This is a genomic window from Mesorhizobium sp. WSM4815, from assembly GCF_055811575.1.
Window position 1 is genome coordinate 186,495 of sequence record NZ_JBVVQS010000099.1, and the last position, 26,309, is coordinate 212,803.

Consider the following 26,309-nt stretch of genomic DNA (forward strand, 5'->3'; position numbering starts at 1 on the left):
CCCTGCCGGGGTAAAAGAAGAGCATGGTCATTCGCCAGCGCCACGCCGTCAAGCACCGCATGCTTCGCCGAGGCAAAAAAGCCGAAAATCCTTCCGTGCCGCCTTCTCAGGCGGAGGGCTGCTTGGTCTTGCGGAGATACGGCAGGATCGTCTCGAAGGCGCCGAAACGCTTGACCGCATCCTCGTTCGAAACAGCGGCGGTGATGATGACGTCCTCGCCCTGCTTCCAGTTCGCCGGCGTCGCCACCTGGTGCTTGGCGGTCAACTGTATGGAATCGATCGCACGCAGGATCTCATCGAAGTTACGGCCGGTCGTCATCGGATAGGTGAGAACCAGCTTGATCTTCTTGTCGGGGCCGATGACATAAACTGAACGCACCGTAGCGTTGTCGGCGGGCGTGCGGCCTTCCGAGGTTTCGCCGGCGCCCGCCGGCAACATCTCGTAAAGCTTGGCGACCTTGAGGTCCTTGTCGCCGATCAACGGGTAGTTCACCGATTGGCCGGTCGCCTTCTTGATGTCGTCCTGCCATTTGCCATGGCTTTCGACCGGATCGACGGAAATGCCGATGATCTTGACGTTGCGCTTCTTGAACTCGCCTTCCAGCCCGGCCATCGTGCCGAGTTCGGTCGTGCAGACCGGCGTGAAATTCTTCGGATGGCTGAAAAGCACTGCCCAGCCGTCACCGATCCATTCGTGGAAGTTGATCGTCCCTTGCGTGGTTTCGGCCGTGAAATCCGGCGCGGTGTCGTTGATACGAAGGCTCATGATGCGTCCCTACCCTGTGATTGCAGCCGGCATTGACCATCCACCGGCCCTGCTTCTGCCTTTTTACCACTGCGGCGTCATCCTTCATACGCCTGTTGCACCGGTACCGGGGCCGGCGACGACAACTTTTTCGCTTTTTGTCGTAAACAGCAGCATTTCGCGCCCATTGATGCCGGCGCAATAGGGCGTTGGGCGCGACAGCAGTGGAAATCTAGGCCTTGTTCACCGCCAGCGTCGTCGCCAGATCTTCCATGCGCTGGGCGAGCGCGCCAAGCGCCTGGGTCAGCACGGAATCGTTCTTGTCGGCCTTGGTCAGCGCGTCGTCACGCGTCTTGCGCAGCGTCAGCACTTCGCTTTCCATGCCCTTGACGCGTTTTTGCAGTTCCGAAAGCTCGTCCATGACCATGATGCCGGCCATCACCGTCAGCCGCTGGTCGCCGATTTCGCCGAATGAGTCTTTCAGATGCGAGACATAGCGGTCGAAGCGCTCGGCAAGGTCGATCAGATGCTCTTCCTGGCCCTCGTCGCAAGCCATGCGATACTGCTTGCCATCGATGGAAACCGTGACTTGTGCCATTGGGCCAGCCCCTATCTATCCAACACGGCGCGGATGGTTTCCATGGCGGTCACCAGCCGACGCGACACTTCCTTGTTGGCGTCTTCCAGCCGTTCGGCGCGCGCTTCGGAATTGTCGAGTTCCTGCGCCAGCCGCGAGCGGTCGGCGTTCATGCGCTGCACCTCCGACTCGGCTTCCGTATAGTCGCGCTCGTGCTCGAGCTTGGCCGCGACGGCGTTTTCCAGCCCCTCGATGGCCTTACCCAGCCTGGCGATGACTTCCTTGAGTGTCGTTTCCCCGGTCATGGCTTTCGTCCTGCGCCCTGCCCATCACCGAATCATCCACGTTCAGAACGCGTTATGTCTGAAACATTACGCGCCGTGTGAAGCCAACGTCAATAAAGCTCTCGCGACTGTCCCCTGCTAACGCTAATTTAGGCCACCAAAGCCCTTCTGGCGCCATCGCAAGACCGGCAAAAGCGCCGGCTTACTGACCAGCAAGATTGGCAAATACGCGCCGGTTTGTTGACTAAAAAGCCGCGCCTGCTATGTGTCGCGCACCCCTTTCCAGGGCTCCCCCAAGGCCCCGAACCCCGACACTGGAGGAAGCATGACCTCGCGTGAACAACATGACCGGATGGCCAATGCGATCCGTTTTCTTTCCATGGACGCCGTCGAGAAGGCCCAGTCCGGCCACCCCGGCCTGCCCATGGGCTGCGCCGACATCGCCACGGTGCTGTTCACGCGTTTCCTGAAATACGATGCGAAGAACCCGCATTGGCCCGATCGCGACCGCTTCATCCTGTCGGCCGGCCACGGTTCGATGCTGCTTTATTCGCTGCTTTATCTGACCGGCTACGAGGACATCACCCTCGACCAGATCAAGCATTTTCGGCAAGTGGGATCGAGGACGGCGGGCCATCCCGAATATGGCCATGCCGCCGGCATCGAGACGACGACCGGCCCGCTCGGCCAGGGACTTGCCAATTCGGTCGGTTTCGCGCTCGGCGAGCGCATCATGAATGCCGCCTTCGGCAACGACCTCGTCGACCACTACACCTATGTGCTGGCCGGTGACGGCTGCCTGATGGAGGGCGTTTCCCAGGAAGCCATCGCGCTTGCCGGACATCTCAAGCTGAACAAGCTGATCGTCTTTTGGGACAACAACAACATCTCGATCGACGGCCCGGTTTCGCTGGCCGACAACACCGATCAGGTCGCCCGCTTCCAGGCGTCCGGCTGGAACGCCAGCCACATCGACGGCCAGGATCCGGAAGCGATCGCCTATGCCATCGAGGCGGCGCGCCATTCCGACAAACCGACGATGATCGCCTGCAAGACGACGATCGGCTTCGGCGCGCCGACCAAGGCCGGCACCAACAAGGCACACGGTTCGCCGCTCGGCGCCGAGGAAATCGCCGGCGCCAGAAAATTCTTCGGCTGGGATTGTCCGCCTTTCGAGCTTCCTGCCGATATCCTCGACGCCTGGCGCGACGCCGGCAAGACCGGTATCAAGGCACGCACCAACTGGGAAGGCCGCCTTGCCAGCGCCGACGCCCAATTGCGCAGCGAATTCGAGCGCCGCATCAGCGGCACGCTGCCGGCTAATTTCGACGCCGTCATCACCGACTACAAGAAGAAGCTCGCCGCGGACAAACCGAAGGTCGCTACCCGCAAATCGTCGGAAATGGCGCTCGAGATCATCAACGGCGCCGTGCCGGAAACGATCGGCGGCTCGGCCGACCTGACCGGCTCCAACAACACCAAGACCAGCCAGACCAAGAACATCACCTCGGACGACTACGGCCAGCGCTACGTTCACTACGGCATCCGCGAGCACGGCATGGCCGCCGCGCTCAACGGACTGACGCTGCATGGCGGCCTCATCGCCTATGGCGGCACGTTCATGTGCTTTTCCGACTATGCCCGTCCGTCGATGCGGCTCGCCTCGCTGATGGGCATCCGCTCGATCTTCGTCATGACCCACGATTCCATCGGTCTCGGCGAAGACGGCCCGACCCATCAACCGGTCGAGCATCTGGCCGCACTGCGCGCCATTCCGAACCACAATGTCTTCCGCCCGGCCGACGCGGTCGAGACCGCCGAATGCTGGCAGTTGGCCCTCGAGCAGGAAAAGACGCCTTCGACGCTGGCGCTGACCCGGCAGAACCTGGCAGCGGTGCGCAACGACTTCGTTGCGGAAAACCTTTGTCGCCAGGGCGCCTATGAGCTGGCCGCCGCCAGTGGCGATGCGGCGGTGACGATCTTCGCTTCGGGCTCCGAGGTCGAGATTGCGCTGGCGGCGCGCGAGGCGCTGGAGAAGCACGGCCATCCGACCCGCGTCGTCTCTGTGCCCTGCTTCGAATTGTTCGACAAGCAAAATGCCGATTACCGCAACAAGACGATCGGCAACGCGCCGATCAAGATCGCCATCGAAGCCGGCATCCGCCAGGGCTGGGATCATTTCATCGGCACCGACGGCATCTTCATCGGCATGACCGGCTTCGGCGCCTCGGGCACGATTGAACAGCTCTATCCGCATTTCGGCATCACCGCCGAAGCGACGGTGAAGGCGGCGGAAGCCCGCCTGCACGGCGAGTAAATGTGCTGGTACCCGGCGAAGCCGCACATGGCGGTTTCGCCGGCAGCCGCGACCTAATGGACTTAAATCCAACCCATCGACGGCTGGATTCTTTGCCAGCCCGCCGTTATGAAGCTGCGGACTTGATCTTCGGCCTCCAACTCCCAGGGAGAGAAAAATGACCGTCAGAGTTGCCATCAACGGATTCGGCCGCATCGGCCGCAACATCCTGCGCGCCATCCACGAATCCGGCCGCAAGGACATCGATGTCGTCGCCGTCAACGACCTCGGCCCGGTCGAGACCAATGCGCATCTGCTGCGATACGACAGCGTGCATGGCCGCTTCCCGCATGAAGTGACGGTCGACGGTGACCAGATCACCGTCGGCAGCGAAAAATTCAAGGTCACCGCCATCAAGGACCCGACGCAGCTGCCGTGGAAGGATCTCGGCATCGACATCGCGCTCGAATGCACCGGCATCTTCACCGCCCGCGACAAGGCCGCCGCGCATCTGGCCGCCGGCGCCAAGCGCGTCCTCGTCTCGGCGCCGGCCGAGGGCGCCGACCTAACCGTCGTCTACGGCATCAACCACGACAAGCTGACCAAGGACCACATCGTCATCTCGAACGCCTCCTGCACCACCAACTGCCTGGCGCCGCTGGCAGCCGTGCTGCATGAGGCCGTCGGAATCGAGAAGGGCATGATGACGACGATCCACTCCTACACCGGTGACCAGCCGACATTGGACACCATGCACAAGGATCTCTACCGCGCCCGCGCCGCAGCGCTGTCGCAGATCCCGACCTCGACCGGCGCGGCCAAGGCGATCGGCCTGGTGCTGCCCGACCTCAAGGGCAAGCTCGACGGCATCTCCATCCGCGTGCCGACCCCGAACGTCTCGGTCGTCGATTTCAAGTTCATCGCCAAGCGTTCGACCACGGTGCAGGAAATCAACGAGGCGGTGATCGCCGCCTCCAACGGCAAGCTGAAGGGCGTTCTCGCCGTCACCCGTCATCCGAACGTGTCGATCGACTTCAACCACGACCCGCATTCCTCGATCATGGCGCTCGACCAGACCAAGGTCATGGACGGCAACTTCGTTTCGGTGCTGTCCTGGTACGACAATGAATGGGGTTTTTCCAACCGCATGGCCGACACCGCCGTCGCCTTCGGCAAGACCATCGCCTGACCGCAGAACCATCTTCTTGCGACTTGAAACGCCCGGCCTGTCCGGGCGTTTTCATGAGAGCGCGCAGCGCCCTTTTGAATGCGCAACGACGCTCTAAGGGTTTGTTTGGCAAGACCCGCGCCTTGAGCGCCAAAACACTCGAAAATCAGCGGCATAGGGCAAAAAACCACCCTCACGCCTTGCACCGGTCATGTCTTCGCCTCACTCTCCCGTAAAGCGAGAGGGACACGAATTCGAGGGGCAATTGGCGGATGGAGCATGCGATCTATCTCGTGACGTTGGTCGGCGCCGCTCTCGTCGTTGCCGCCGCGTTTTCGAGCCTGATCGCCTTCCGCTTCGGCGCCCCTCTCTTGCTGCTGTTTCTCTGCATTGGCCTGGCCACGGGAACCGACGGCCTCGGCATCCAGTTCGACAATGCGCGGCTGGCTTATTTTGCCGGCTCACTGGCGCTGGCGGTGATCCTGTTCGATTCCGGTTTCGGCACACCGCTCAACGCGTTGCGCCAGGCGGCCGGACCGGCGCTGTCGCTGGCGACCATCGGCGTCCTTTTGACCACTGGCCTGTTCGGCGCGGTCGCCCACTATCTGCTCGATCTCAGCTGGCTGGAATCCTTCCTGCTCGGGGCCGCTGTCGCCTCGACCGACGCGGCAGCGGTGTTCTTCCTGTTGCGCGCCGGCGAGATCAATTTGCGCGAACGCGTACGCTCGACGCTCGAGGTGGAGTCCGGCACCAATGACCCGATCGCCATCTTCCTGACCATAAGCCTGGTCGAGATCATCGCCGCCAACGCCAGCCCCGAGGCCAGGGTGCTGGTTACCGACCTTGTCCTCGGCTTCCTTCTCAACATGGGGCTTGGCGCCGTCGTCGGCATTTTCGGCGGCCTCGCCATCGTTCGCCTCGTCGACCGGCTCAATCTCGACCACGGGCTGCTGCCGATCTTCGTGCTGACGCTGTCGCTGATGGTGTTCGCCGCCGCCGGCGCCATTGGCGGCTCCGGCTTTCTGGCGGTCTATCTCGCCGGCCTCATTGCCGGCAATTCCGACATCCGCGCCGTCACCATCCTCAAGCGCTTCCAGGACGGCATGTCGTGGCTGGCGCAGATCATCATGTTCCTGATCCTCGGCCTGTTCGCGACGCCCTCGCAATTTCCGGCGATCCTGCTGCCGGCGGTGCTGCTGGGCCTGTTCCTGATATTCGTGGCGCGGCCGATCGCCGTCTGGCTTTGCCTGATGCCGTTTCGTCTGCCGCGCCCGGAAGTCGCCTTCGTCTCATGGGTGGGTCTGCGTGGCGCCGTGTCGATCCTGCTCGCCATCACGCCGCTGCTTGGCGGTCTTGAGAATGGCCGCCTCATCTTCAACACCGCCTTCATCGTGGTGTTGGTATCGCTGGTCATCCAGGGATGGACCGTCGGACCGCTGGCGCGCCGGCTCGGTCTGATCGTGCCCGCCCGGCTGGGTCCGTTGGACAAGGTCGAGCTCGAACTGCCTGGCTCCGCCCATCACGAACTGCTCGCCTACCGCGTGGCACCAGGCAGCCCGGTGGCGCGCGGCGAGCGCATTCCGCGCTGGGCGCGGCCGTCGCTGGTGCTGCGCGACGGCCGCTCGATGCGCTTCCAGGACATGGGCAGGCTCGCCGCCGGCGACCATGTCTACATCTTCGTGCCGGATCGCTATCCGGCCCTGCTCGACAAGCTGTTCGCCAGCCGCGCCGTGGTCGACCCCGAGGATGCCGACTTCTTCGGCGCCTTCGCCGTCGATCCGGCGCGCTCCGCCGCGGAACTGGAAGCAGCTTACGCGCCAGGCCTGACCGAGGAGGAACGCAAGCTGACGGTTGGCGACCTGGTGACGGCGCGGCTCGGCGGCCATGCCGAATATGCCGACCGCGTGCTGATTGGTCCGATCGAGCTGATCGTCCGCGACGTCGACGACAAGGGCAGGATCACCGGTCTCGGTCTTTCCCTCGAGCCGACCGCGCCGGTGGCGCGGGTGCCGGTGTTCCTGAGTGCCGGCGAAATCGCGGACCGCATCGTTGGCTTTGTGCGCAATTGGCGCAAGCGGACCAAAAAGCCGGGTGCCGAGGCGCCGGACGACGCGGAACCGGCTCCACAGCCAGTGGTGGAAAAAACAACCGGCGAGGGCTGACTGCCTGCGACCCGAGGCGTGGATCATATTTTCCGTGAACTCCCATGCAGGTCTTGCATCGTCGTTGATGCGGGGTAAGGTCCCCGCGATTTTTCGCGAAAGGGAACAGCATGGCCGGCTTTAAGACACTGGACGACATCGGCAATATCGACGGCAAGCGCGTGCTGGTGCGCGTCGACCTCAACGTTCCCGTCGCCGACGGCAAGGTCACCGACGCCACCCGCATCGAGCGCATCGCGCCGACCATCGCCGAGCTTTCAGGCAAGGGCGCCAAGGTCATCCTGCTTGCTCATTTCGGCCGGCCCAAGGATGGACCTTCGCCCGAATTCTCGCTTGAGCCGATCGCCAGGGCGGCCGCGGAGGTGCTTGGCCGCCCTGTCGGCTTCGCGGCCGATTGCATCGGCGACAAGGCCGCGAGCGCCGTCGCCGCCATGAACAACGGCGACGTGCTGCTGCTCGAAAACACCCGCTTCTACAAGGCCGAGGAGAAGAACGACCCGGCCTTCACCGAAAAGCTGGCCACCAATGGCGACATCTTCGTCAACGACGCCTTTTCCGCCGCCCACCGCGCCCATTCGTCGACGGAAGGGCTTGCGCAGCTGCTGCCGGCCTTCGCCGGCCGTACCATGCAAGCCGAGCTCGACGCGCTGGAAAAGGGCCTCGGCAATCCCGTCCGCCCTGTCGTCGCCATCGTCGGCGGCGCCAAGGTCTCGAGCAAGATCGACCTCCTGATGAATCTGGTGAAGAAGGTCGACGCGCTGGTCATCGGCGGCGGCATGGCCAACACCTTCCTCGCCGCGCGCGGCACCGCCGTCGGAAAATCGCTGTGCGAGCATGATCTCGCCAACACCGCCAAGCAGATCATGATCGAGGCGGCCGAAGCCGGCTGCGCCGTCATCCTGCCGGTCGACGGTGTCGTCGCCAGGGAATTCAAGGCGGGCGCCGCCAGCGAAACCGTCGCCATATCAGAGGTGCCGGCCGACGCCATGATCCTCGATGTCGGCGAAAAGACCGTGAAGACCGTTGCCGACTGGATCGACCGCGCCGCGACGCTGGTCTGGAACGGCCCGCTCGGCGCCTTCGAGATCGAGCCGTTCGACCGGGCGACGGTGGCGGCGGCCAGGCACGCCGCGGCCCGCACCAAGGCCGGCAAATTGATCTCGGTGGCGGGTGGCGGCGACACGGTGGCCGCCCTCAACCATGCCGGCGTCGCCGACGACTTCACCTATGTCTCGACCGCCGGCGGCGCCTTCCTGGAATGGATGGAGGGCAAGCCGTTGCCCGGTGTCGACGTGCTGAAGCGCTGAGGCCCTAGGCCCTGGGCCCTGGGCAACAGGCGAACAGGGGCGTTTGCGCGTTTCAATCGATTCGAGCTTTCCGCTTGGAATGGTTCGACTTGAACCTGCTTTGCTCTAGTGGTCTGCTAGCCCGGATTTTCACACTGTTTGGAACAACCGGTTCAGGAGGATGCACAATGAGCGAACGACTCGAGGACATTGCCGCTGCGATGGTGGCCGACGGCAAGGGTCTTTTGGCCGCCGACGAGAGTTCCGGCACCATCAAGAAGCGCTTCGACGTCATCGGCGTCGAATCGACCGCCGACAGCCGCCGCGACTATCGCGAGATGATGTTCCGCGCCAGGGAGGCGATGACCAGATACATCTCCGGCGTCATCCTCTATGACGAGACCATTCGCCAGAAAGCCGCCGATGGCACGCCGCTGGTCGACATCATCAAGGCGACCGGCGCCATTCCAGGCATCAAGGTCGATGCCGGAGCCAAGCCGCTGGCCGGGTACCCCGGCGACACCATCACCGAAGGCCTCGACGGCCTGCGCGAGCGGCTCGCCGACTATTACAAGCTCGGCGCCCGTTTCGCCAAATGGCGTGCGGTGATCGACATCGACGTCGCCAGGGGCGTGCCCTCCGCCACGTCGATCGGCTCGAACGCCCATGCGCTCGCCCGCTATGCGGCGCTCTGCCAGGAGGCCGGCATCGTGCCGATCGTCGAGCCGGAGGTGCTGATGGACGGCGCCCACGACATCGGCACCTGCTACGAGATCAGCAAGGCAACGCTGGCGAAACTCTACACCGAGCTCTACGCCGCCCGCGTCGTCCTTGAAGGCACCATTCTGAAGCCGAACATGGTTCTCGCAGGCAAAAAGTCCGGCAGCACCAGCAGCCCCGAGGAAGTCGCCGAAAAGACCATAAAACTGTTCCGCGAGACGGTGCCGGCAGCGATTGGCGGCATCGCCTTTCTCTCCGGTGGGCAATCGGATGAGGAGGCGACCGCCAACCTCAACGCCATCAACGCCATCGGCCCGCATCCATGGAAGCTGACCTTCTCCTATGGCCGCGCCTTGCAGGCGGCGCCACAGAAGGCATGGAGCGGCAAGGCGGCCAACGTCGCCGCTGCCCAGGCAGCCTTCGCCCACCGCGCCCACATGAACCACCTGGCAGCGCTTGGCAAATGGCAGCCGGAGCTGGAACAGGCCGCCTGACCGATCTTTTTAACTTCGTCCGAACCCGGGCCATGTGTCCGGGTTCCATCTGCTCCAAAATGCTCCATGAAAATGCGATTCCGGTGTCGGCTTGCGTTGAGCCCGAACGTCCTTGGGGCTCAACGAGGAGCAGGCTGATGCCAAACAAAAAGATCGTTTCACAGCAAGACTGGTTCCAGGCGCACAAGGCGCATCTGGCCCGCGAGAAGGAATTGACGCGTTTTCGCGACCGCATCGCTGCCGAACGGCGGGAATTGCCTTGGCTGAAGATGCGGAAGGACTATGTCTTCGAGACCGAACAGGGCCCGAAGAAACTGGCCGACCTGTTCGGAGGCGCGAGCCAGCTGATCGTCTACCACTTCATGTTCGGGCCGGGCGCCGACTACCGTTGCGAAGGCTGTTCCTTCCTTGCCGATCACATCGACGGCGCCAACCAGCACCTCAAGCACCATGATGTGTCGCTGGTCGTGATCTCGCGGGCGCCGTTGGCCGAATTTCTGCCCTACAAACAGCGCATGGGCTGGAAATTCGACTGGGTGTCGTCCTACGCCTCGGACTTCAACTTCGACATGCAGGTTTCCTTCACCGACAAGCAGATCGCATCCGGCGACACGACCTATAATTTCGAGCAGCGCGCGCTGAAATCGAAGGACCTTCCCGGCATCAGCGTGTTCTACAGGGATGAGAACGGCGACATCTTCCTGACCTTCATGTCGCGCTCCAGGGGCGGCGATCCGCTGATCGGTGCCTATCACTATCTCGACCTGACGCCGAAGGGCCGCAACGAGACCGGTCCCTATCACAGCCTGATGGACTGGGTGCGGCTGCACGACGAATATGCGGGCAGGCACGAAATGCAGGACGCCTGCTGCCATTGATGACGGACCGTCGACGCAAGGTCTTTCGCCTCTGGCCTGATATGCGCTAAGTGCTGCTAGCTATGCCCTTTGACGGACTTACCCATTAGCGGTTGGCCCCATTAACGGTGTGCGATGCAGCGCTTTCTTGCCCTCCTCACCTGGCTCGCCTTTCCGGTCTATGTCTGGCAGGGACTCGGCGTGCGCCGCCGCACCAGCCGCATGCTGCCGGCGCAAGGTCCGGTCATGCACGGGATTTCGGGCCAAGCGCCGGCGATCTCGCTGCTGATGCTTGGCGATTCTTCCGCCGCCTCGGTCGGCATCGGCAATTCCGAATACGGGCTGGCCGCGCAACTGGCCGAGCTGATCTCGAAACGCACCGGCCGCGCGGTGCGCTGGCGGGCAGCCGGCTTCAACTCGGCGACCTCAGGCCAGATCCGCGATCATGTGCTGCCCAATCTGTCGGCCGATCCTTGGACGCATATCGTGCTCGCCGTCGGCACCAACGACACCAAGAACTTTCACTCGGTGCCACGCTTCAAAAGCGATTTTGGCGGCCTGCTCTACGCGCTGCGCGCCAAATGGCCGGAGGCGCGCGTGGTGTGGTCGCCGGTGCTGGAATTCACCCGCGCACCGGCAATGCCGCCGCTGCTCGGAAAGATCCTGGAAATCCGCGCCGCCGAGATGAACCGGATGGGCGAGCGCCTTTGCCTCGAACGCGGGGCTGTGCCGGCGCCGCGCCTGCCGATCACCAATGCCGAAGCCGGTTTTGCCTCCGACGGATTTCATGCCTCGGAAGCCGGCTACCGGGCCTGGGCGGAACATCTGGTCGATTTGGTGCTGGCCAACGAACCACGCCTCGCATAGCGGCCCGCCAGCGCTACGTCCCCAGCCCTACGTCCCCAGCCCTACGTCCAATGACCCAGCGCCGCTGTTATCGAAATCGCCGCCATCGCCAATACCGCCAGCTTCCAGAAATCGCTGCGCCGCTTCAGCCCCGGCCAGCCAAGCGGCTTGATCAGCTGGATGACCATCATGGCGACGATAACGAGCGCAAGAAGTTTCGACATGCCGCTTTTGATCAGCGTTGCGGTCGGCTGTCAAAGCGCTCCGCTGGCACCAGATCGCCATAACGCTGAGAGATATTATGCCAGCGGCTTGAGACCGGCCTCGATCGCAGCCCGTTTCGGTTCGAGGAACGGTGGCAAGGCCAGCCTTTCGCCCAGCGTTTCCAGCGGCTCGTCGGCCGTAAATCCCGGGCCGTCGGTGGCAATCTCGAACAATATGCCGTTCGGCTCACGGAAGTAGAGCGAACGGAAGTAGTATCGCTCGACCTCACCGCTTGACGGCAGGCGGAATTCGGCCAGCCGCGCCGTCCATTGATGCAAAATCTCCTGGTCCGGCGCCCTGAATGCGACGTGGTGGACCGCACCGGCGCCCTGCCGTGCCGGCGCAAGGCCCGGCTGCACGGCGACATGAATCTCCGCCGCCGGGCCGCCTTCTCCCATCTCGAAGACGTGAACCTGGCCCTGACCATCCGGCGAGGCATAGTTTCTCGCCTTGCGCATGTTCATCACCCTGGTCAGCACTGTTTCAGTATTGGTGATGTCGGGAACGCTGACGACGATAGGTCCGAGCCCGCGTATCTGGTGCTCGATGGGGATCGGGCTTCGAGCCCAGGGATGACTGTCGCCCTTGCCGCCATCGCTGACGAGACGCAGGCGCTGGCCTTCCGGGTCTTCGAAGTCCAGCGACGGGTAGCCGCCGATATCGCCGATCTCTCCCGTCGCGCCGATCTCTTCCGTCGCGAGGGTCTCGCCGGGCAGGTGCTGCTTCCACCAGACAAGGCTTTCAGGGCTGGCGACCCTCAGGCTGGTCCGCACGATGCTGTTGGTGCCGCGCCGCTCGCGTCCGACCGGCCAATCGAAGAAGGTAAGATCGGTGCCAGGCGTCGCCTCGGCGTCGGCATAAAAAAGGTGATAGGCCGACGTGTCGTCCTGATTGACCGTCTTCTTGACCAGTCGCAGGCCCAGGGTCCTGGTGTAGAAACGAAGGTTTCCGGGTGCATTGGCCGTGATTGCGGTCAGATGGTGAATTCCTGTCAGTTGCAGGCTCATTGTCATCTCCCTGATCTCTGGAAAATTTTTCTCCTTAGATATCAGAACCCCGGCCCTGTCGCTGCTGCGGATTCCGACGGTCCGTCGTTGGCAGATGAAAGACTTGATCCCGGCGACCAGAAAGCCTGCTTCACTCGGGCAAACGGATCAGAACCGGCAAAACCTGGCACGCTCACCAAAGACCGCTCAGCCTCCTGACAGACTGCTGTCAGGAGGGCTGTGCGATAGTGTCTCCATCGAAAGAGAGGAGACTAGCCATGAACGGTTTTACCATTCTGCGTAGCGTTCAGCACTATGTCGGCAAGATCCGGACGATGCGCAACGAGATCCGCACCCGGCGTTTCATGAACGGGTTGCCGCAGAGCATCCGCAAGGACATCGGTTGGCCGGATAACTATGATTGCCGCCACCGCCGCGGCCATTGAGGCGATTTTATCGCAGCAGCGGTTGCATGCGGACGCCACGCGCCCAGATAAACAGGTCCGGCGGACCGAAAGACGGAGCAGCAAATGTCCGAACAGAAAACTATCGGCGTTCTTTTCATCGATCGCTTCGCCGACTGGGAATACGGGCTGCTGGCGGCTTCGGCGGTCGAATGGTTCGGCGCACGCGCGGTTTCGCTGGCGCCGAACGGCAAACCGGTGACTTCGGCCAGCGGATTTATGCTGACGCCGGACCGCTCCACCGCGGTTGATGAAAACACCGATCTTGACGCCGTCGCGGTCATCGGCTCCGACCAGTGGGTCGATGCTCCGCCTGACGTCTCCGCACTGCTGACAGCCGTCGCAGCGCGCGGCGGTGTGGTCGGCGGCATCTGCGCGGGCACGCTGGCACTAGCGCGTGCCGGCCTGTTCGGCAACGCCAAACACACCAGCAATGGTCGTGACTGGATCAACGAAAAGGAACCGGGCTATCCGGGCGCCCAGAACTATCAGGACGTGCCCTATGCCGTCGCCGACGGTCGCATCGTGTCCGCGCCGGGTTCGGCTCCCGGCACCTTTGCTCTTGCCTATTTGAAGACGCTCTATCCCCAGAGAAGCAGCGATCTCGCTGAGATGCGCACGCTGTTCGCCAAGGAGTATGCAGAAGGGGAATATGCTGAAGCCTCCTGACAGTATGGTGTCAGGAGCGGCGTGCAATACTTCGAAAGTACCAGGAGACAGACATGGCCTTCATCCCTGCAACAGCTTCGGGCTCTTCGTCTAGGTGACGCATGGTAAAGAGCTGGAACGACAGGCTGAACACGCCGGGCATCAACGGTATCAAGCCGACGCCGCGGACTGTTGGCGACGTCGTCGAGGGCCAGCCGATGCTGGTGCCGACGGCTCGGCAGGTCGATGATTTCATTCGCTCCATTCCAGAGGGCGTGCCCATGGATATCCGCGCGTTGCGCGCCGCGCTCGCCATTGAGCATGGCGCCGAAGTGACATGTCCGGTCACCATCGGCTATCATCTGCGCACTATCGCCGAGCCGCGAACGAGGATCTGGAACGTGGCATGACGCTGAGCGACATCACACCGTTCTGGCGGGTGCTGGATGCAAAGACGCCGACAACAGGGAAGTTGTCCTTCGGCGCGGCATTCGTCGCCGCGCAGCGCAAGCGCGAAGGGCTTGAGCCATAATGCATCGCCCGAAAGTTGGAACCGGTTTGGGGACAACGACAGGCTAAAAACAACATCGAGGGACCGTACGATGCGCCGCGCCGACAGGCTCTTTCAGATCGTGCAGCATCTGCGCGGTGGCCGTCTGGTCACCGCCCAGAAGCTGGGCACGTGGCTCGAGGTTTCCGAGCGAACCATCTACCGCGACATCGCCGACCTGCAGTCGACGGGCGTGCCGATCGACGGCGAGGCCGGCGTCGGCTACATGATGAGGGAGGGTTTCGACCTTCCGCCGCTGATGTTCACGCGTGACGAGATCGTCGCTCTGGTCGCCGGCGCCCGCATGGTGCGAGCATTTGGCGGCGCTGCCATGGCGCGGGCCGCCGACGAGGCGCTGGTCAAGATCGGAGCCGTGCTGCCCGATGCCGAAAAGGACCGCATCGCCCGCACCGAGATCCACACGCCGATGTGGGTGGTGAGCGACGCCGCCCGCGAAGCAATCGACCTGATCGAGCGCGCGGTGGAAAAACGCCAGGTGCTGACCATCGACTACTCCGACGAAGCAGGCCGCAGCACCGTGCGCGACATCAGGCCATTGGGCCTGTGGTTCTGGGGCAAGGTGTGGACGCTGGTCGCCTGGTGCGAGATGCGCGACGATTTTCGCGCTTTCCGCATCGACCGCATTGCTTCAGTGGTCATAGCCGGCCGCGTCTTCAAGCCGGAGCGCGGCAAGCAGCTCGCCGATTTTTACCGTGCGGTGGAACGCAGCGAGGACTACGGCATGGCGCCGGACCGGGCCGCGCGAACCTAGGCGCGGCGCCTCTTCCTTCTCCCCTTGTGGGAGAAGGTGGCCGCCCACGGGTCTTGCCTCCGGCAAGCCCGAGGACAGGCTCCGCGGCCGGATGAGGGCTGTTCCAGGGAACGCCGACGCCTCATTTCTTCCAACACCCCTCTTCCGTCTCAGCGCTGCGCGCCGATCCACCTTCTCCCACAAGGGGAGAAGGAAGAGGCGCCTCAGCCCTCCTCGTCGTCCTTGTCCTCGTCCTTCGACTTCAGCGCCGAGAGCTTGGCGAAGACGGCGTTGGCGTCGAGTTCCGCATCCTCGTCCCTTGGCTTCTCCGGCGCCGGCACGAGGCGCTCGGTCAATGCCGCCGGCAGCAGCGTGTCGCCGGCCGGCTGTGCCTGTTCGCGGCCACGCGAGGCGCGGTTGACTTCCATGTCGAGGTCGATCTGCGAGGCGAGCCCCAGCGTCACCGGATCCATCGGCTGCAGGTTGGCTGAGTTCCAGTGCTTTCTGTCGCGGATCTGGTCGATCGTCGACTTGGTGGTGCCGACGAGGCGCGCGATCTGCGCGTCCTTCAACTCGGGATGGTTGCGCACCAGCCAGAGGATGGCGTTGGGCCGGTCCTGGCGCTTCGACAGCGGCGTGTAGCGCGGACCCTTGCGCTTGGATTCCGGCACCCGCACCTTGGGGTCTGACAGCTTCAGCCGATGGTTCGGATCCTTCTCGGCGCGTGCGATCTCGTCGCGGCTCAGCTGGCCGGTCATGATCGGGTCCATGCCCTTGATGCCTTGCGCCGATTCGCCGTCGGCGATCGCCTTGACCTCGAGCGGATGCAGTCCGCAAAACTGCGCGATCTGCTCGAAGGACAGCGCGGTGTTGTCAACCAGCCAGACGGCGGTCGCCTTGGGCATCAGCAGCGTATTGGCCATTGCAAATATCCTTCTCGTTCGCCCGCGTTCCCGCGCGGGCGGTGGTTTTAGAGCCACCAAAATGGGAAAATCGCGGTTTATATAGCCGCTCCGTTGCCGTTCCGCAACGTTTTTGGAAGGTGGTCGCGAGATGGCGGGAGATATCGAACCTGTCAAGGCAGCCTTGTCGGCTTCAGCATCGCGCCTTCGGTGAGCCGCTCAGCGGCCGCGGCCGCTAGCCCGGGCAACAAAACGTCCTTCTGTCGGCATTTGCCGACTGTTAGTGGGAACATGTTTCATCCACATTTCGCTTCGGTAGCGGCGACCTGCTTTGGGAGAGCAAGCCGCCGCCGATGTGGGCTGATCGATGTTGGAAACCGGGCACGCTGTCGCGGCGGCGGGGTTGTTTCCGTTCGCCATTTCCTATGCGCTTCTGGCAATGCTGCCGGGCGCCAATTTTGCTGTCGTCGCGCAGGCCGGGCTAACCGCTTCGCGTACTACAGCGCTTTCGGCAGCTGCCGGCATTGCCTTGGGCGCGAGTTCGCTGGCGATGGTCGTCGCGACGGGCGCCGCCGCGCTGCCGCCGGGGGGCATTGCGCACCAGATAGCAGCCAGCCTTTACGGCGCAATGCTGGTCTTCATCGGCTGGAATTCGATGCGGCGGGCGCTGTCGATCACGATCGGCGCCGACGAGCCGAAGCCACTTCCAATCGTTCGGTACTTCCGGCTGGGGTTTGTCACGGCGGCGGCAAATCCGGCCACCGCATTGTTTTTTGCATCCTCTGCGCTGAGCTTGAATACGCGCGGGGCAATCCAGATATCCGTGGCAGCGCTGGTTTTTGCCATTGCAATCGCCTGGTTTGGCCTTGTCGGGCTGGCTATTTCCCAGCCAGCCATGCGCGAATTCTATAACCGTTTCCGCAAGCACGTGGACATCGTGCTGGGAGGCGCCTTGATAGCGATTGGTTTTGCCGCGCTTAGCCATTGAAGCGACAAATAGACGGCCTTTCCACCGATTTAATGCATGTCGCGCAAAAGTGTGCAGCGGTTTTGCGATAACGACATGCATAAAAACAACAACCTTAAGCGCGTCGCATGAGGCCGGTCGAACGCGACGCGCTTAGGCCGATCGTCATCTGCGATTGAGCGGTTCTGTGCTCTTGAGCAAGGCGACGAGTTGGCTTTGCTGACTTGTCCCGGTCTTGGCGAAAATCCGTTCGAGATAGGTCCGGCCGGTCTTTACGGTGATCTTCAAGTCGGATGCCGCATCTTTCAAGGGTCGTCCCTGCGAAAGCACGGCGGCCAGACGTGCCTCGGAGGGCGTCAGGTCGAACAGGCCCGCGAGGAGGATTGGTGAAGGCACGACTGCACTGGCCCTTACTTCCGTTGCAGCAACCAGGATGTCCGCGCCGGTGAAAATGTCATGTGCGGCGCGGCGCAGCGGCAAAAGATGGATGACTAGTGCCGGCCGGCTTTCGTTCGCGGCAACAGGAATGGATCGGACCGCGAAATCGTTGCGGTTCTCGAGGATGGCCTGCTGGAAAAGCGCATTGGCGGAGGCATTGGCGATCGCCATGCCGCCATAGGCGGTTGGCAGAAACATCTCGGTCATTTCTTCCAGCAGGCCGTTGGCCGTCAGCACGCGTCCCGATGCAGCCATGACCGCGGCCGGCAGCCCGATGGTCTCGAGTGCCGAGACGGTCGCCCTGGCCTGTTCCAACCCCAATCGCGCCGAGACCATGCCGGCCCGCGCGAAATGCGGGCGAAGCTGCTCCAGCCGATCGACCGACGCCCGATCGTAGGTGCCATCCTTCATCCACCGTTGAAAGACGAAAGTGACGAGTTCGCCGCTCGGCATCGCAACTGCCGAACAAACGTGCGCGCCGATACCGGCCGCTCTCAGTTTTACCCGCACAGGATCGTTTTCGACCTCTTCGGCTGTCAGGAAATCTTCGACCTGAACGAAGCTCGCCGGCTGCATGCTGCACATACGCTGGGTGGCGTCAGAGAATTTCCAGGCGTCGCTGGCGACAAATTCGTCAAACAAGGATCGGATGGCGTTGCCCGAAGAAACGTCACTCAATCTGCCGCGGACCGGAGAATCGGCGCTGAACAGGAAGATGGCGCCAGTGGCCGAACCAGAAATACTGCCGGCAGATTCGAGCGTCTCCCCCCAAAGCTCCGGCACGAAAGCCGCCTCGTAGATCTTGTCCGTCAGATCGTCGAACATGGGCCCAAGCCTGTTTCAGAGTCAGCACGCTACTGGCCCGGATCAGCGCTCCCACCCTCTGACCTAGTCCCGCGCGATCAAAATGCCCACGCTGAAACTGGAGTCAATTGCGGTCGAGTTGTATTCGGATCTGGATAGTGGCCATCATAGCAGCCGCTGCTGTTGCCTCGGACTTCAAAACGACAAAACCCGCCGGACTGGTCCAGCGGGCTCGGAACCGGCGGCGGGAAATCCGCCTGCCTCGGCTCTTGCTTGGCGGATCAAAGCGTCTTGCGGGCGATCCTCTCGATGTCACCACGGTTGATGCCAAGGTCGTTGAGCTCGCGGGCGTTCAAACGGTTCAGTTCGCGCACGGTTTCATTGTACATGCGCCAGTTACGGAAAGCACGGATCGGGTTCATGGTAGTCCTCCATCGTTTCGATGCCGCTCAAATAGGCACCGCTGATGAAAAGTTGAACAGACGCTTTTGCATGGCGGCAATGCGTTTGTTGCATTGCGCAATTAAGGTTTCGTTCAGCTTGCTTGCCGACCGTCAACCGACATCGAGCACGATCTTGCCGATGTGGTCGCCGTCCTCCATCCGCTCATGCGCCCGCCACGCCTCCCTGAGCGGAAAGATCATGTCCATGACCGGTGCCACCTTGCGGGTGCCGAGCAGCGGCCACACCTGCGCCTCCAGCGCTGCGGCGATCGCCGCCTTGAATTCGACGGTGCGCGGCCGCAGCATCGAGCCGGTGTGGGTGAGCCGCTTGGCCATCATCTTCGAGAAGTCGGTGCTTGCCACCGCCCCGCTCTGCGTGGCGATCTGGATGATGCGACCTTCCACCGCCGCGGCCTCGTAGTTTCGCGCCACATAGTCGCCGGCGACCATGTCGAGGATGACGTTGGCGCCCTTGCCGCCGGTCGCGTCCTTGACCGCCGCGACGAAGTCCTCCTCGCGGTAGTTGATCGCCCGGTCGGCGCCGAGCTTCAGACAGGCGTCACACTTCTCCTGGCTGCCGGCAGTGGTAATGACATGGGCGCCGAAGGCCGAGGCGAGCTGGAGCGCCGTGGTGCCGATCCCGGACGAGCCGCCATGCACGAGCAGCGTCTCGCCGCTCTTCAGGGCGCCGCGTTCGAAGACATTATGCCAGACGGTGAAGTAGTTTTCCGGTACCGCCGCCGCTTCGGTGTGGGTAAAGCCGGCGGGCAGCGGCAGCACGCTGCCGGCATGCACCTTGACGTATTCGGCATAGCCGCCGCCGGGCGTCAGCGCGCAGACCCGGTCGCCGACGCGCCAGCGCGATATCTCGTCGCCAAGAGCGGCAACTTCGCCTGACGCTTCGAGGCCCGGCAGGTCCGACGCACCAGGCGGCGGCGGGTAGACGCCCTTGCGTTGCTGCACATCCGGCCGGTTGATACCGGCGGCGCGCACCCGGATCAGGATTTCGCCAGGTCCGGGCACGGGCACGTCGCGCGTTTCCGGTTTCAGAACCCGCGGTCCGCCGGGTTCCGAGATCGCGATGGCCGTCATCTTCGCCGGAAGCTTGTCCTGTCCGCTCGCCATGAATTTTTCCCGTCTCGCTTCGCCAGTTTCTTGCCGACTTGCCGGTTTTATTGCCGACTGTTTGCATCCATGCCCCTGCCCTATGTATGCTCATTGCCAAATCAGGCAAATGGCCACTGCAGCGCCGGGCGTTCGATTGGACGCGCAAGGCAGCAATTTAATTTTTGCGCATGAGCGAGGAGCGACGATGGCGATCTTCGACGACGAACCCAAAAAGAAAGCGCGCCCGCATGAGATCGGGCAGGATCTGTCGCTGCTTTCCGTCGATGAACTGTCCGAGCGGATCGGCATCTTGCGCGACGAGATCGCCCGCCTCGAAGCCGAGCTCAAGACCAAGGGCACCACCAAATCAGCGGCCGAGGCGCTGTTTCGCCGCGAATAGTTTCCAGAGCCGAATCGCCCGCCGCCGAAAAGCTCGAATGCGGCTGTCTTCAGATCCTCCCCAAATTCCAGCCGGATCAGCTAAATGTTTGCAAGCTACCGACCGATCCTCTCGCTGCTTCGCGGCACCGCTTTCCTACTGGCGGCGACCGGGCTGCACGGGCTGCTGTTGCCGCTGCGCGGCCAGTTGGAAGGTTTCTCGACCGCGTCGCTCGGCCTGATGGGCACCGCCTGGGCCGGCGGCTTCGTCACCGGCTGCTTCTTTGCGCCGCGCCTGGTGCGCCGCGCCGGTCACGTACGCGCTTTTGGCGCCTTTGCGGCATCGGGAGCCATCGTCGCACTGCTCACCGGCCTGATCATCGACGAATATATCTGGATCCTGCTGCGCGCCTTCACCGGCTTCACCATGGCCGGCGCCTTCATGATCATCGAAAGCTGGCTCAACGAGAAGTCCACCAACGAGAACCGCGGCGCCGTCTTCGGCCTTTACATGATGGTTACCTATGCCTCGATCATGGGCGGCCAGATGATCGTTGCCGGCGGTGATGTGAAGTCGGCCTCGCTGTTCATGATCACCGGTATCCTGTTCTGCCTGTCGCTCATTCCGACCGCAGTCTCGACGGCTTCGCATCCCAAGCCGCTGCAGGACGTCTCGCTCGACGTCAAGGGGCTCTATGTCAATTCGCCGGTGTCGGCGATCGCCTGCGTTCTGATCGGCGTCGCCAACGGCGCCTGGGGCACGCTTGGCGCCGTCTATGGCGCCCGCATCGGCATTTCCACGGCGGAGATCGCGCTGATGATGAGCCTGGTGGTCGTCGCCGGCGCCGCCATGCAACTTCCGGCTGGGCGTCTCTCCGACAAGACTGACCGCCGCTTTGTGCTGGCGGGCCTGGCATTCGGCGCGGCGCTGTTCGCCATCGCGCTGTTCCTGTTCGAGCCGCGCTCCGGCGTCTTCGTCATCGTCTGCACCGCCGCCTACGGGGCCTTTGCCTACACGCTCTATTCGATCGCCGTGGCCCATGCCAACGACCACGCCCGGGCGGAGGATTTTGTCAAAGTGTCCGGCGGCCTGCTGCTGCTCTATGGTTTCGGCACGATGATCGGGCCGCTGCTGGCCGCCGGCCTGATGGGCTGGATGCGGCCGGAAAGCCTGTTCCTTGCAACGGCCCTCGCGCATCTTTGCCTGGCAGGCTATACGCTGCTGCGCATCAGCCGGCGCGCACCGGTGCCAATCGAAGACCGCGACGCCTTCAAGACGCAACCGGCCGAGCGCTCGATCACGCCGGAAGCCTTGCGGCTCGATCCGCGCAGAAAGCCTGAAACCAACGGTTGAGATTTGGAAAACTTTGCCTCACAAATAAGGCATGATGTTTTCCGACGCCTTCATGGCGATTGCCGATCCCAACCGGCGCTACCTCTTGGAAGAGCTTCGGCGCGGCCCGAAGACCGTCAACGAACTGGCCGCCGGGTTGCCGGTCTCGCGCCCGGCGGTTTCGCAGCATCTGAAAGTGCTGCTCGACGCCGGGCTGGTCAACGCCAAGCCGGAAGGGACAAGGCGCGTCTATACGGTCAGCAGTGCCGGTTTCCTGAAGCTCAACATCTGGCTCGACCAGTTCTGGGAAGTCGAGCAGCTTGGCTCGCCCGGAAGCTGAGGTGCGCCGTCGCATCTTTGCCAGTAGACAGGCATGGCGAAGCTCCTCTGGATCCAGGTGCTGGCGCTGAGCCGCACATCTCATTGAAACAATGTCAGACACCGGCCTAAGCGTTCCAGCTTGGACGTTTCTGAACGCGGTCGAGCCAATGATGGACATTGACGAGCGAGTCCGGGATGTCGGCTCCGAAGAAGGCGCCAAGCCACGCTGCGACGGCGGCGGTGATGTCGGCGACGGAGTACTGGTCGCCCGCGATGAACGGGCGGCCATCGGCGATCTCGCGGTCAAGCCACGCCCACTTTGCCGGAACGGCTTCGCGCTGGGTTTCGGCGAAAGCCGGGAACTGCACAAGCCGCTCCGCAAACATGGGATCGGAATGCAGCGCAATGCTGCCGATCGTTCCGAAGATCTCGATCTCGGCGCGGCGGTTCCACATCTCGACCTTGCCTTGGCTGACCGCGTCCGAGCCGAACAGTGCCGGCGTTGGATGAAGCGCCTCCAGATAGCGGCAGATGGCGATGCTTTCGGTGATCACCGTCCCGTCATCGAGCACGAGCACGGGAATCTGGCCGAGTGAGTTGAGCTCAAGGAATTGCGGGGTTTTGTGCTCGCCTTTTGTCAGATCGACATCAACCCGCGGAACGTCGATGCCTTTCTCAGCCATGAAGATGCGGACGCGGTAGGAATTCGGACCGATGCCGCAGTAGAGTTTCATTATATCCTCCCGATTCTGCTGGTCTTTGGCTCAGGCTGGGGCGCTCGCGCGCATTCCACCCGCAGGTTGTATGGTGTGTCAAGGTTCGACCCGCTGCTTACCTGGCTTGGCTATGGGCGACGATGGCATCAACGATCGCGGCCCAATCGTCGGGATGCAGTTCGTGGCCGCCGCCTTCAATGCGGACCAGCCTGGCGCCGGCAACTGCTTCGGCCAGAGCGACGCCATGCTCGACCGGAAAGATCGGATCGTCGGTGCCGTGGATGACGAGGAGCGGAACCTTCAAGTCGTGCAGGCGACCCTTGCAATCCTCGCTGCCCCGATCCTCGCCGGTCTTGAGCATGAAATGATTGGTCGCGCTTAGAAAACCGCCGGACCGGTCGTAGTCCTGTTCGACGAAGGCCCTCGTCCGCTTCCCGTCGAATGGATGCGCGGTGCCGGCGATCGCGTGCGCGTCCTTGACGATGTAGTCGACCACCTGGGCTCGGTCCGACCAGTCGACCTTGGCGCCTTCGGCCGAATGCTTCATATAGGCTTCGCTCGTCCCTGGCAGATGCGACGTGTCGATCCCGATTGGCGAAGTGCTGATCGCCGTTAGCGAGATGATCCGCGACGGATATTTCAGCGCCACGAGCTGTGCGATCATGCCGCCCATCGACATGCCGACGACATGCGCTTTCGCGATGCCATGATTGTCGAGGACGCGAATGGCGTCGTCCACCATGTCGTCGAAAGTGTAAGGCGGTTCGCCCGGCGCATATTTGGTCGAACGGCCGGTATCGCGATTGTCATAGCGGATCACGAACAGGCCGTTGCCGGCCAGTTTCCGGCAGAACGCCTCAGGCCACCAGAGCATCGATGCCATCGCGCCCATAATCAGCAGCATCGGCGGATGCGCGGGATCGCCAAACGTCTGCGACACGATTTCGGGTTCCGCTGCCTTGGTCATGGTCGCCGTCTCCTCTCTGCAAAACCGATTGCATTTCGCAATCAGTTGCACGATAATAAAACTGATATGATAATGCAACCAGTTTCTGTCGGAGATTCGCATGAGCATCGATCATCGTTCTGGGTGCCCGATCAACCTGTCGCTTGAAGTGTTCGGCGACCGGTGGAGCCTGATCATCCTCCGCGACATGATTTTCGGCGGCAAACGCCACTTTCGCGACCTGCTCAACGGGTCATTGGAACGCATCGCTTCCAACATCCTCGCCGATCGGCTGAAGCGACTGATGGAACTCGGCATGCTGACCAGAGCTGACGATCCCACCCACAAGCAGAAGGCGATCTACAGCCTGACGGAAATGGCGATAACGCTGGTGCCGATCCTGGCGCATCTCGGCGCCTGGGGTCGCGTCTGGCTGCCGGTCAGCGAGGAGCTCTCGATCCGCGCCGAGCTTCTGGAAAAGGGCGGCCCGCCGATGTGGGAAAAGTTCATGGACGAACTGCGCCACGAACATCTGGGCACGCCTTCCGACACGCCGCCGGATGCCACCGTGCGTGCGACGTTGCAGGCCGGATACGAGGCGGTTGTCGCCCGAAAGGCGCCGGGCGCCGGCTGCGATGCCGGCGCCTGACCAACTTATTTCCCCCATCGCAGGGCGGCTCTGCTATTAAAGCCATTGAAAACTATAATTTACGGGATTGGAAAAGCCTTGGTTGAGAACTCTAAGGATACTGCCCGCGCGCGGGCCGATTTGCGTTTCAAGAAGCAGGAAGAGGCAGCCACGGTTCGTCAGAAGGCGATGGCGGAATATGTCGCCGAGAGCGATGCCCGCCAGATAAAGACCAACAAGCTGAGGGCGCTCCGCCTTGCCAAGGAAGCGGAAGACCTCGCCAATGCGCCGGCTGCTCCGGTGAAGAAGCCGACACGCGCCAAGAAAAAATAGCGGTCCGGCGTGTCCTGCCGTCGGCACGAGGCGGCTGCTTCACCGCCTTTATGCATGTCGTTACAGCAAAACCGCTGCGCACCCTCGTTCAAGCCCGAGGCATGCTTTGCACGACATGCATTAGCTCATGGTTATGTCGCGGCTGGCTGCTCGCATCGATACTGAGAAGCCGGCCAGGACATCGACCAGTGCGATGACCATCAAAATGAAGAAAACCGAGTGCGCCGCGCCCTTCACCAGCAGGAACTCGACCAGGAACGCCACGAAGACGAAGGTCGACAACAGGTGGTCCATGATCGAGGCGCTCGTCGTGCGCGTCGATTTCAAGATTTCGACGAAGAAGAGAAGCAGCCCGATCAGCACGATCAGATCGCCGAGCGTCATCGAGAACACTCCGCCCGACATCATGCGGATCGAGAAAATTTGGATTGCCCAGGGATCGTCGCCGCCGCCGAATATTCCCAGAAGCCCAAGATTATAGAGGACGAAGGGTACGATCAGCAGCGGGATGGCACCGAACATCAGAAGGCTCCGGTTGGACAGCCTTCTCTAGTATGCGCTCGGCGTTCGCCGTCAAGAATTTTCGCATGCGACCGCGAACACGGACAAAGACCGTGCGAAATAACAGTACCAGCCGGTACGGCTGCCATAGGCATGGCTGCTGGCATATTTGACAACAATTCGAGGGGCGATCATCTGCGCAAAACGCAGAAAGACCGGCGCGATGGCCGGTCCTTCAATAGTCACAAGCCGTCGAAAGCGTTCTCAGCTTTCCTTCGGCTCCAGAACCTGGCGACCGCGATACATGCCGGTCTTCAGGTCGATATGGTGCGGGCGGCGCATCTCGCCGGAATTCTTGTCCTCGACATAGGTCGGGGCCTTCAGCGCATCGGCCGAGCGGCGCATGCCGCGCTTCGATGGGGAGGTTTTTCGTTTCGGTACGGCCATGGATATGCTCCACTACATGGTCAAAATGCCCCGGCTGCCCTCGTGAAAGGGCCGCGTCAGGGCCGGAATCTGAGAAAGTCGGGTGCCTATACACGCCCTGCGCCGTTTTGGCCAGCGCCGTCGCGAATTTTTTTAAGCTATCGCAGACAGCCGACATAGGCGCCGGACCGACCGGCGCGCCGCTCGATCAGCGAGGCCAGCCGTCTCAGCCCCGGCCCGGGCTTCGCCGGGTTGCGGGCGATCGGGTTCGGCAGGGTGACGGCAAGCAGCGCCGCCTGGCGACGCGACAATCGTTTTGCCGAAACCCCGAAATGGTGCTGGGCGGCGGCCTCGATGCCATAGATGCCCGGCCCCCATTCGGCGATATTGAGATAGATTTCCATGATGCGCCGTTTCGACATCACCATGTCGACATAGACAGCCAGCGGCAGCTCGACGACTTTCCGGACCGAGCCCAGCGGCCGCGACCACAGATAGAGGTTTTTGACGCTCTGCATGGTGATGGTCGAGGCGCCGCGCGTCATCTCGCCGGCCAGCGCGTCGTCGACGACGCCCCTCAACTCGCCAAGGTCGATGCCGCGATGGAAACAGAACTGCCCATCCTCCGACATGATGACCGAATGCGCCAGCGCCGGCGCCACATCGTCGATCGAGACCCAGCGCCGGTCATAGCCGGAAAACGTCGCCAGATCCTTCAGCATCAGTGTCGATACCGGATGCACGAACGGCGGCAGGTACAGAAAGGTCAACACCAGCGGCATCAGCGCCAGCACCACGGCGACGGAGATACCGCGCCGGACCCAGTGCCGAGGCCAGCGTTTGAGACCGATGCGATTGCCGCGTTTCGGCCTCACCATGTCCAGCCCTTCGGTTTCGTGATCGACGATCGGTTCCGCCAAGCCGCTCAATCCATGCTGCTCCCTTCCCCCGGCATAATGGCGCTTGGC

Annotated in this window: 32 protein-coding genes; 18 read left to right on the forward strand and 14 right to left on the reverse strand. The window is 62.6% G+C overall.

What is annotated here, in order from left to right; genetic code table 11:
- Positions 1–106 precede the first annotated feature (106 nt).
- The 3 genes from AC0L2B_RS24110 to AC0L2B_RS24120 form a co-directional block, all read right to left on the reverse strand.
- Entirely contained in the window at positions 107–766 is a 660-nt protein-coding gene (locus tag AC0L2B_RS24110; protein ID WP_077380501.1) for a peroxiredoxin, read from the reverse strand.
- Between the two features lie 211 nt (positions 767–977).
- On the reverse strand, positions 978–1,343 hold the full coding sequence (locus AC0L2B_RS24115) for a cell division protein ZapA (protein WP_023797070.1): 366 nt from the start codon (positions 1,341–1,343) through the stop codon (positions 978–980).
- Positions 1,344–1,354: 11 nt separating this feature from the next.
- Positions 1,355–1,627 carry a DUF4164 domain-containing protein gene (locus AC0L2B_RS24120; protein ID WP_473747096.1) on the reverse strand — a complete coding sequence of 91 codons (273 nt, stop codon included), beginning with the start codon at positions 1,625–1,627 and terminating at the stop codon, positions 1,355–1,357.
- Between the two features lie 304 nt (positions 1,628–1,931).
- Between AC0L2B_RS24120 and tkt the strand changes: the two genes are divergently transcribed.
- The 7 genes from tkt to AC0L2B_RS24155 all read left to right on the forward strand — a co-directional run bounded on the left by tkt (position 1,932) and on the right by AC0L2B_RS24155 (position 11,456).
- Complete coding sequence (gene tkt / locus AC0L2B_RS24125; protein WP_473747097.1) at positions 1,932–3,923, forward strand: transketolase; 1,992 nt, start codon at positions 1,932–1,934, stop codon at positions 3,921–3,923.
- A gap of 157 nt (positions 3,924–4,080) precedes the next feature.
- Positions 4,081–5,091 (forward strand): type I glyceraldehyde-3-phosphate dehydrogenase, encoded by a 1,011-nt coding sequence (gene gap / locus AC0L2B_RS24130; RefSeq protein ID WP_128246012.1) that lies wholly within the window; start codon positions 4,081–4,083, stop codon positions 5,089–5,091.
- 251 nt (positions 5,092–5,342) lie between these two features.
- Positions 5,343–7,232, forward strand: a complete 1,890-nt coding sequence (locus AC0L2B_RS24135) for a potassium/proton antiporter (RefSeq protein WP_473512205.1) — start codon at positions 5,343–5,345, stop codon at positions 7,230–7,232.
- Between the two features lie 110 nt (positions 7,233–7,342).
- Positions 7,343–8,539 carry a phosphoglycerate kinase gene (locus tag AC0L2B_RS24140; protein ID WP_473512206.1) on the forward strand — a complete coding sequence of 399 codons (1,197 nt, stop codon included), beginning with the start codon at positions 7,343–7,345 and terminating at the stop codon, positions 8,537–8,539.
- 167 nt (positions 8,540–8,706) lie between these two features.
- Positions 8,707–9,732, forward strand: coding sequence for a class I fructose-bisphosphate aldolase (locus AC0L2B_RS24145; RefSeq protein ID WP_473512207.1), 1,026 nt, complete (start codon positions 8,707–8,709; stop codon positions 9,730–9,732).
- A gap of 137 nt (positions 9,733–9,869) precedes the next feature.
- Positions 9,870–10,610 (forward strand): DUF899 domain-containing protein, encoded by a 741-nt coding sequence (locus tag AC0L2B_RS24150; protein ID WP_473747098.1) that lies wholly within the window; start codon positions 9,870–9,872, stop codon positions 10,608–10,610.
- Positions 10,611–10,724: 114 nt separating this feature from the next.
- A complete protein-coding gene (locus tag AC0L2B_RS24155) occupies positions 10,725–11,456 on the forward strand; it encodes an SGNH/GDSL hydrolase family protein (protein WP_473747100.1) in 732 nt (243 codons plus the stop codon).
- A gap of 41 nt (positions 11,457–11,497) precedes the next feature.
- On the opposite strand, the gene AC0L2B_RS24160 is transcribed toward AC0L2B_RS24155, so the two are convergent.
- Positions 11,498–11,659 (reverse strand): hypothetical protein, encoded by a 162-nt coding sequence (locus AC0L2B_RS24160; protein ID WP_023797063.1) that lies wholly within the window; start codon positions 11,657–11,659, stop codon positions 11,498–11,500.
- A 75-nt stretch (positions 11,660–11,734) separates the two neighbouring features.
- Positions 11,735–12,706, reverse strand: coding sequence for a ring-cleaving dioxygenase (locus AC0L2B_RS24165; RefSeq protein ID WP_473747101.1), 972 nt, complete (start codon positions 12,704–12,706; stop codon positions 11,735–11,737).
- Between the two features lie 257 nt (positions 12,707–12,963).
- Between AC0L2B_RS24165 and AC0L2B_RS24170 the strand changes: the two genes are divergently transcribed.
- The 5 genes from AC0L2B_RS24170 (at position 12,964) to AC0L2B_RS24190 (ending at position 15,119) form a co-directional block, all read left to right on the forward strand.
- Positions 12,964–13,131 (forward strand): hypothetical protein, encoded by a 168-nt coding sequence (locus AC0L2B_RS24170; protein ID WP_023797061.1) that lies wholly within the window; start codon positions 12,964–12,966, stop codon positions 13,129–13,131.
- 84 nt (positions 13,132–13,215) lie between these two features.
- Positions 13,216–13,818, forward strand: a complete 603-nt coding sequence (locus tag AC0L2B_RS24175; protein WP_128246005.1) for a DJ-1/PfpI family protein — start codon at positions 13,216–13,218, stop codon at positions 13,816–13,818.
- A 101-nt stretch (positions 13,819–13,919) separates the two neighbouring features.
- Positions 13,920–14,207, forward strand: coding sequence for a hypothetical protein (locus AC0L2B_RS24180; protein ID WP_473747102.1), 288 nt, complete (start codon positions 13,920–13,922; stop codon positions 14,205–14,207).
- Positions 14,204–14,329, forward strand: a complete 126-nt coding sequence (locus AC0L2B_RS24185; protein ID WP_473747103.1) for a hypothetical protein — start codon at positions 14,204–14,206, stop codon at positions 14,327–14,329. Before AC0L2B_RS24180 ends, AC0L2B_RS24185 begins: the two co-directional genes overlap by 4 nt.
- A 70-nt stretch (positions 14,330–14,399) precedes the next feature.
- Positions 14,400–15,119, forward strand: a complete 720-nt coding sequence (locus AC0L2B_RS24190; RefSeq protein ID WP_023797058.1) for a helix-turn-helix transcriptional regulator — start codon at positions 14,400–14,402, stop codon at positions 15,117–15,119.
- A 203-nt stretch (positions 15,120–15,322) separates the two neighbouring features.
- On the opposite strand, the gene AC0L2B_RS24195 is transcribed toward AC0L2B_RS24190, so the two are convergent.
- Positions 15,323–16,021, reverse strand: a complete 699-nt coding sequence (locus AC0L2B_RS24195; RefSeq protein WP_023797057.1) for a DUF1013 domain-containing protein — start codon at positions 16,019–16,021, stop codon at positions 15,323–15,325.
- A gap of 418 nt (positions 16,022–16,439) precedes the next feature.
- Between AC0L2B_RS24195 and AC0L2B_RS24200 the strand changes: the two genes are divergently transcribed.
- Positions 16,440–16,988 (forward strand): LysE family transporter, encoded by a 549-nt coding sequence (locus AC0L2B_RS24200; protein ID WP_473747104.1) that lies wholly within the window; start codon positions 16,440–16,442, stop codon positions 16,986–16,988.
- A gap of 144 nt (positions 16,989–17,132) precedes the next feature.
- Here the strand turns inward: AC0L2B_RS24200 and AC0L2B_RS24205 are convergent, their stop codons facing one another.
- From AC0L2B_RS24205 to AC0L2B_RS24215, 3 genes are all read right to left on the reverse strand, one after another.
- The gene (locus AC0L2B_RS24205) at positions 17,133–18,230 is read right to left on the reverse strand and encodes a helix-turn-helix transcriptional regulator (RefSeq protein ID WP_473747105.1); all 1,098 of its coding nucleotides are present in this window, start codon (positions 18,228–18,230) and stop codon (positions 17,133–17,135) included.
- Between the two features lie 260 nt (positions 18,231–18,490).
- The gene (locus tag AC0L2B_RS24210) at positions 18,491–18,631 is read right to left on the reverse strand and encodes a DUF1127 domain-containing protein (RefSeq protein ID WP_023797054.1); all 141 of its coding nucleotides are present in this window, start codon (positions 18,629–18,631) and stop codon (positions 18,491–18,493) included.
- Positions 18,632–18,763: 132 nt separating this feature from the next.
- Positions 18,764–19,777: an NAD(P)H-quinone oxidoreductase gene (locus AC0L2B_RS24215; protein WP_473747107.1), complete on the reverse strand. Its 1,014-nt coding sequence runs from the start codon at positions 19,775–19,777 to the stop codon at positions 18,764–18,766.
- 187 nt (positions 19,778–19,964) lie between these two features.
- On the opposite strand from AC0L2B_RS24215, the gene AC0L2B_RS24220 reads away from it, so the two are divergent.
- From AC0L2B_RS24220 to AC0L2B_RS24230, 3 genes are all read left to right on the forward strand, one after another.
- On the forward strand, positions 19,965–20,159 hold the full coding sequence (locus AC0L2B_RS24220; RefSeq protein WP_091593307.1) for a DUF1192 domain-containing protein: 195 nt from the start codon (positions 19,965–19,967) through the stop codon (positions 20,157–20,159).
- A gap of 84 nt (positions 20,160–20,243) precedes the next feature.
- Positions 20,244–21,491: an MFS transporter gene (locus AC0L2B_RS24225; RefSeq protein WP_023797051.1), complete on the forward strand. Its 1,248-nt coding sequence runs from the start codon at positions 20,244–20,246 to the stop codon at positions 21,489–21,491.
- 31 nt (positions 21,492–21,522) lie between these two features.
- On the forward strand, positions 21,523–21,810 hold the full coding sequence (locus AC0L2B_RS24230) for an ArsR/SmtB family transcription factor (protein WP_254019480.1): 288 nt from the start codon (positions 21,523–21,525) through the stop codon (positions 21,808–21,810).
- A 106-nt stretch (positions 21,811–21,916) separates the two neighbouring features.
- On the opposite strand, the gene AC0L2B_RS24235 is transcribed toward AC0L2B_RS24230, so the two are convergent.
- Positions 21,917–22,525: a glutathione S-transferase family protein gene (locus AC0L2B_RS24235; protein ID WP_027152974.1), complete on the reverse strand. Its 609-nt coding sequence runs from the start codon at positions 22,523–22,525 to the stop codon at positions 21,917–21,919.
- 97 nt (positions 22,526–22,622) lie between these two features.
- Positions 22,623–23,474, reverse strand: coding sequence for an alpha/beta fold hydrolase (locus AC0L2B_RS24240; RefSeq protein WP_473747108.1), 852 nt, complete (start codon positions 23,472–23,474; stop codon positions 22,623–22,625).
- Positions 23,475–23,574: 100 nt separating this feature from the next.
- On the opposite strand from AC0L2B_RS24240, the gene AC0L2B_RS24245 reads away from it, so the two are divergent.
- Both AC0L2B_RS24245 and AC0L2B_RS24250 read left to right on the forward strand, forming a co-directional pair.
- Positions 23,575–24,102, forward strand: a complete 528-nt coding sequence (locus AC0L2B_RS24245; protein ID WP_236368879.1) for a winged helix-turn-helix transcriptional regulator — start codon at positions 23,575–23,577, stop codon at positions 24,100–24,102.
- 78 nt (positions 24,103–24,180) lie between these two features.
- On the forward strand, positions 24,181–24,414 hold the full coding sequence (locus tag AC0L2B_RS24250) for a hypothetical protein (RefSeq protein WP_023797044.1): 234 nt from the start codon (positions 24,181–24,183) through the stop codon (positions 24,412–24,414).
- A gap of 120 nt (positions 24,415–24,534) precedes the next feature.
- Here the strand turns inward: AC0L2B_RS24250 and AC0L2B_RS24255 are convergent, their stop codons facing one another.
- The 3 genes from AC0L2B_RS24255 to AC0L2B_RS24265 all read right to left on the reverse strand — a co-directional run bounded on the left by AC0L2B_RS24255 (position 24,535) and on the right by AC0L2B_RS24265 (position 26,270).
- A complete protein-coding gene (locus AC0L2B_RS24255) occupies positions 24,535–24,936 on the reverse strand; it encodes a hypothetical protein (RefSeq protein WP_473494675.1) in 402 nt (133 codons plus the stop codon).
- Positions 24,937–25,179: 243 nt separating this feature from the next.
- Complete coding sequence (gene rpmF / locus AC0L2B_RS24260; RefSeq protein WP_006203806.1) at positions 25,180–25,362, reverse strand: 50S ribosomal protein L32; 183 nt, start codon at positions 25,360–25,362, stop codon at positions 25,180–25,182.
- 137 nt (positions 25,363–25,499) lie between these two features.
- On the reverse strand, positions 25,500–26,270 hold the full coding sequence (locus AC0L2B_RS24265) for a biosynthetic peptidoglycan transglycosylase (RefSeq protein ID WP_128181973.1): 771 nt from the start codon (positions 26,268–26,270) through the stop codon (positions 25,500–25,502).
- Positions 26,271–26,309: the final 39 nt, after the last annotated feature.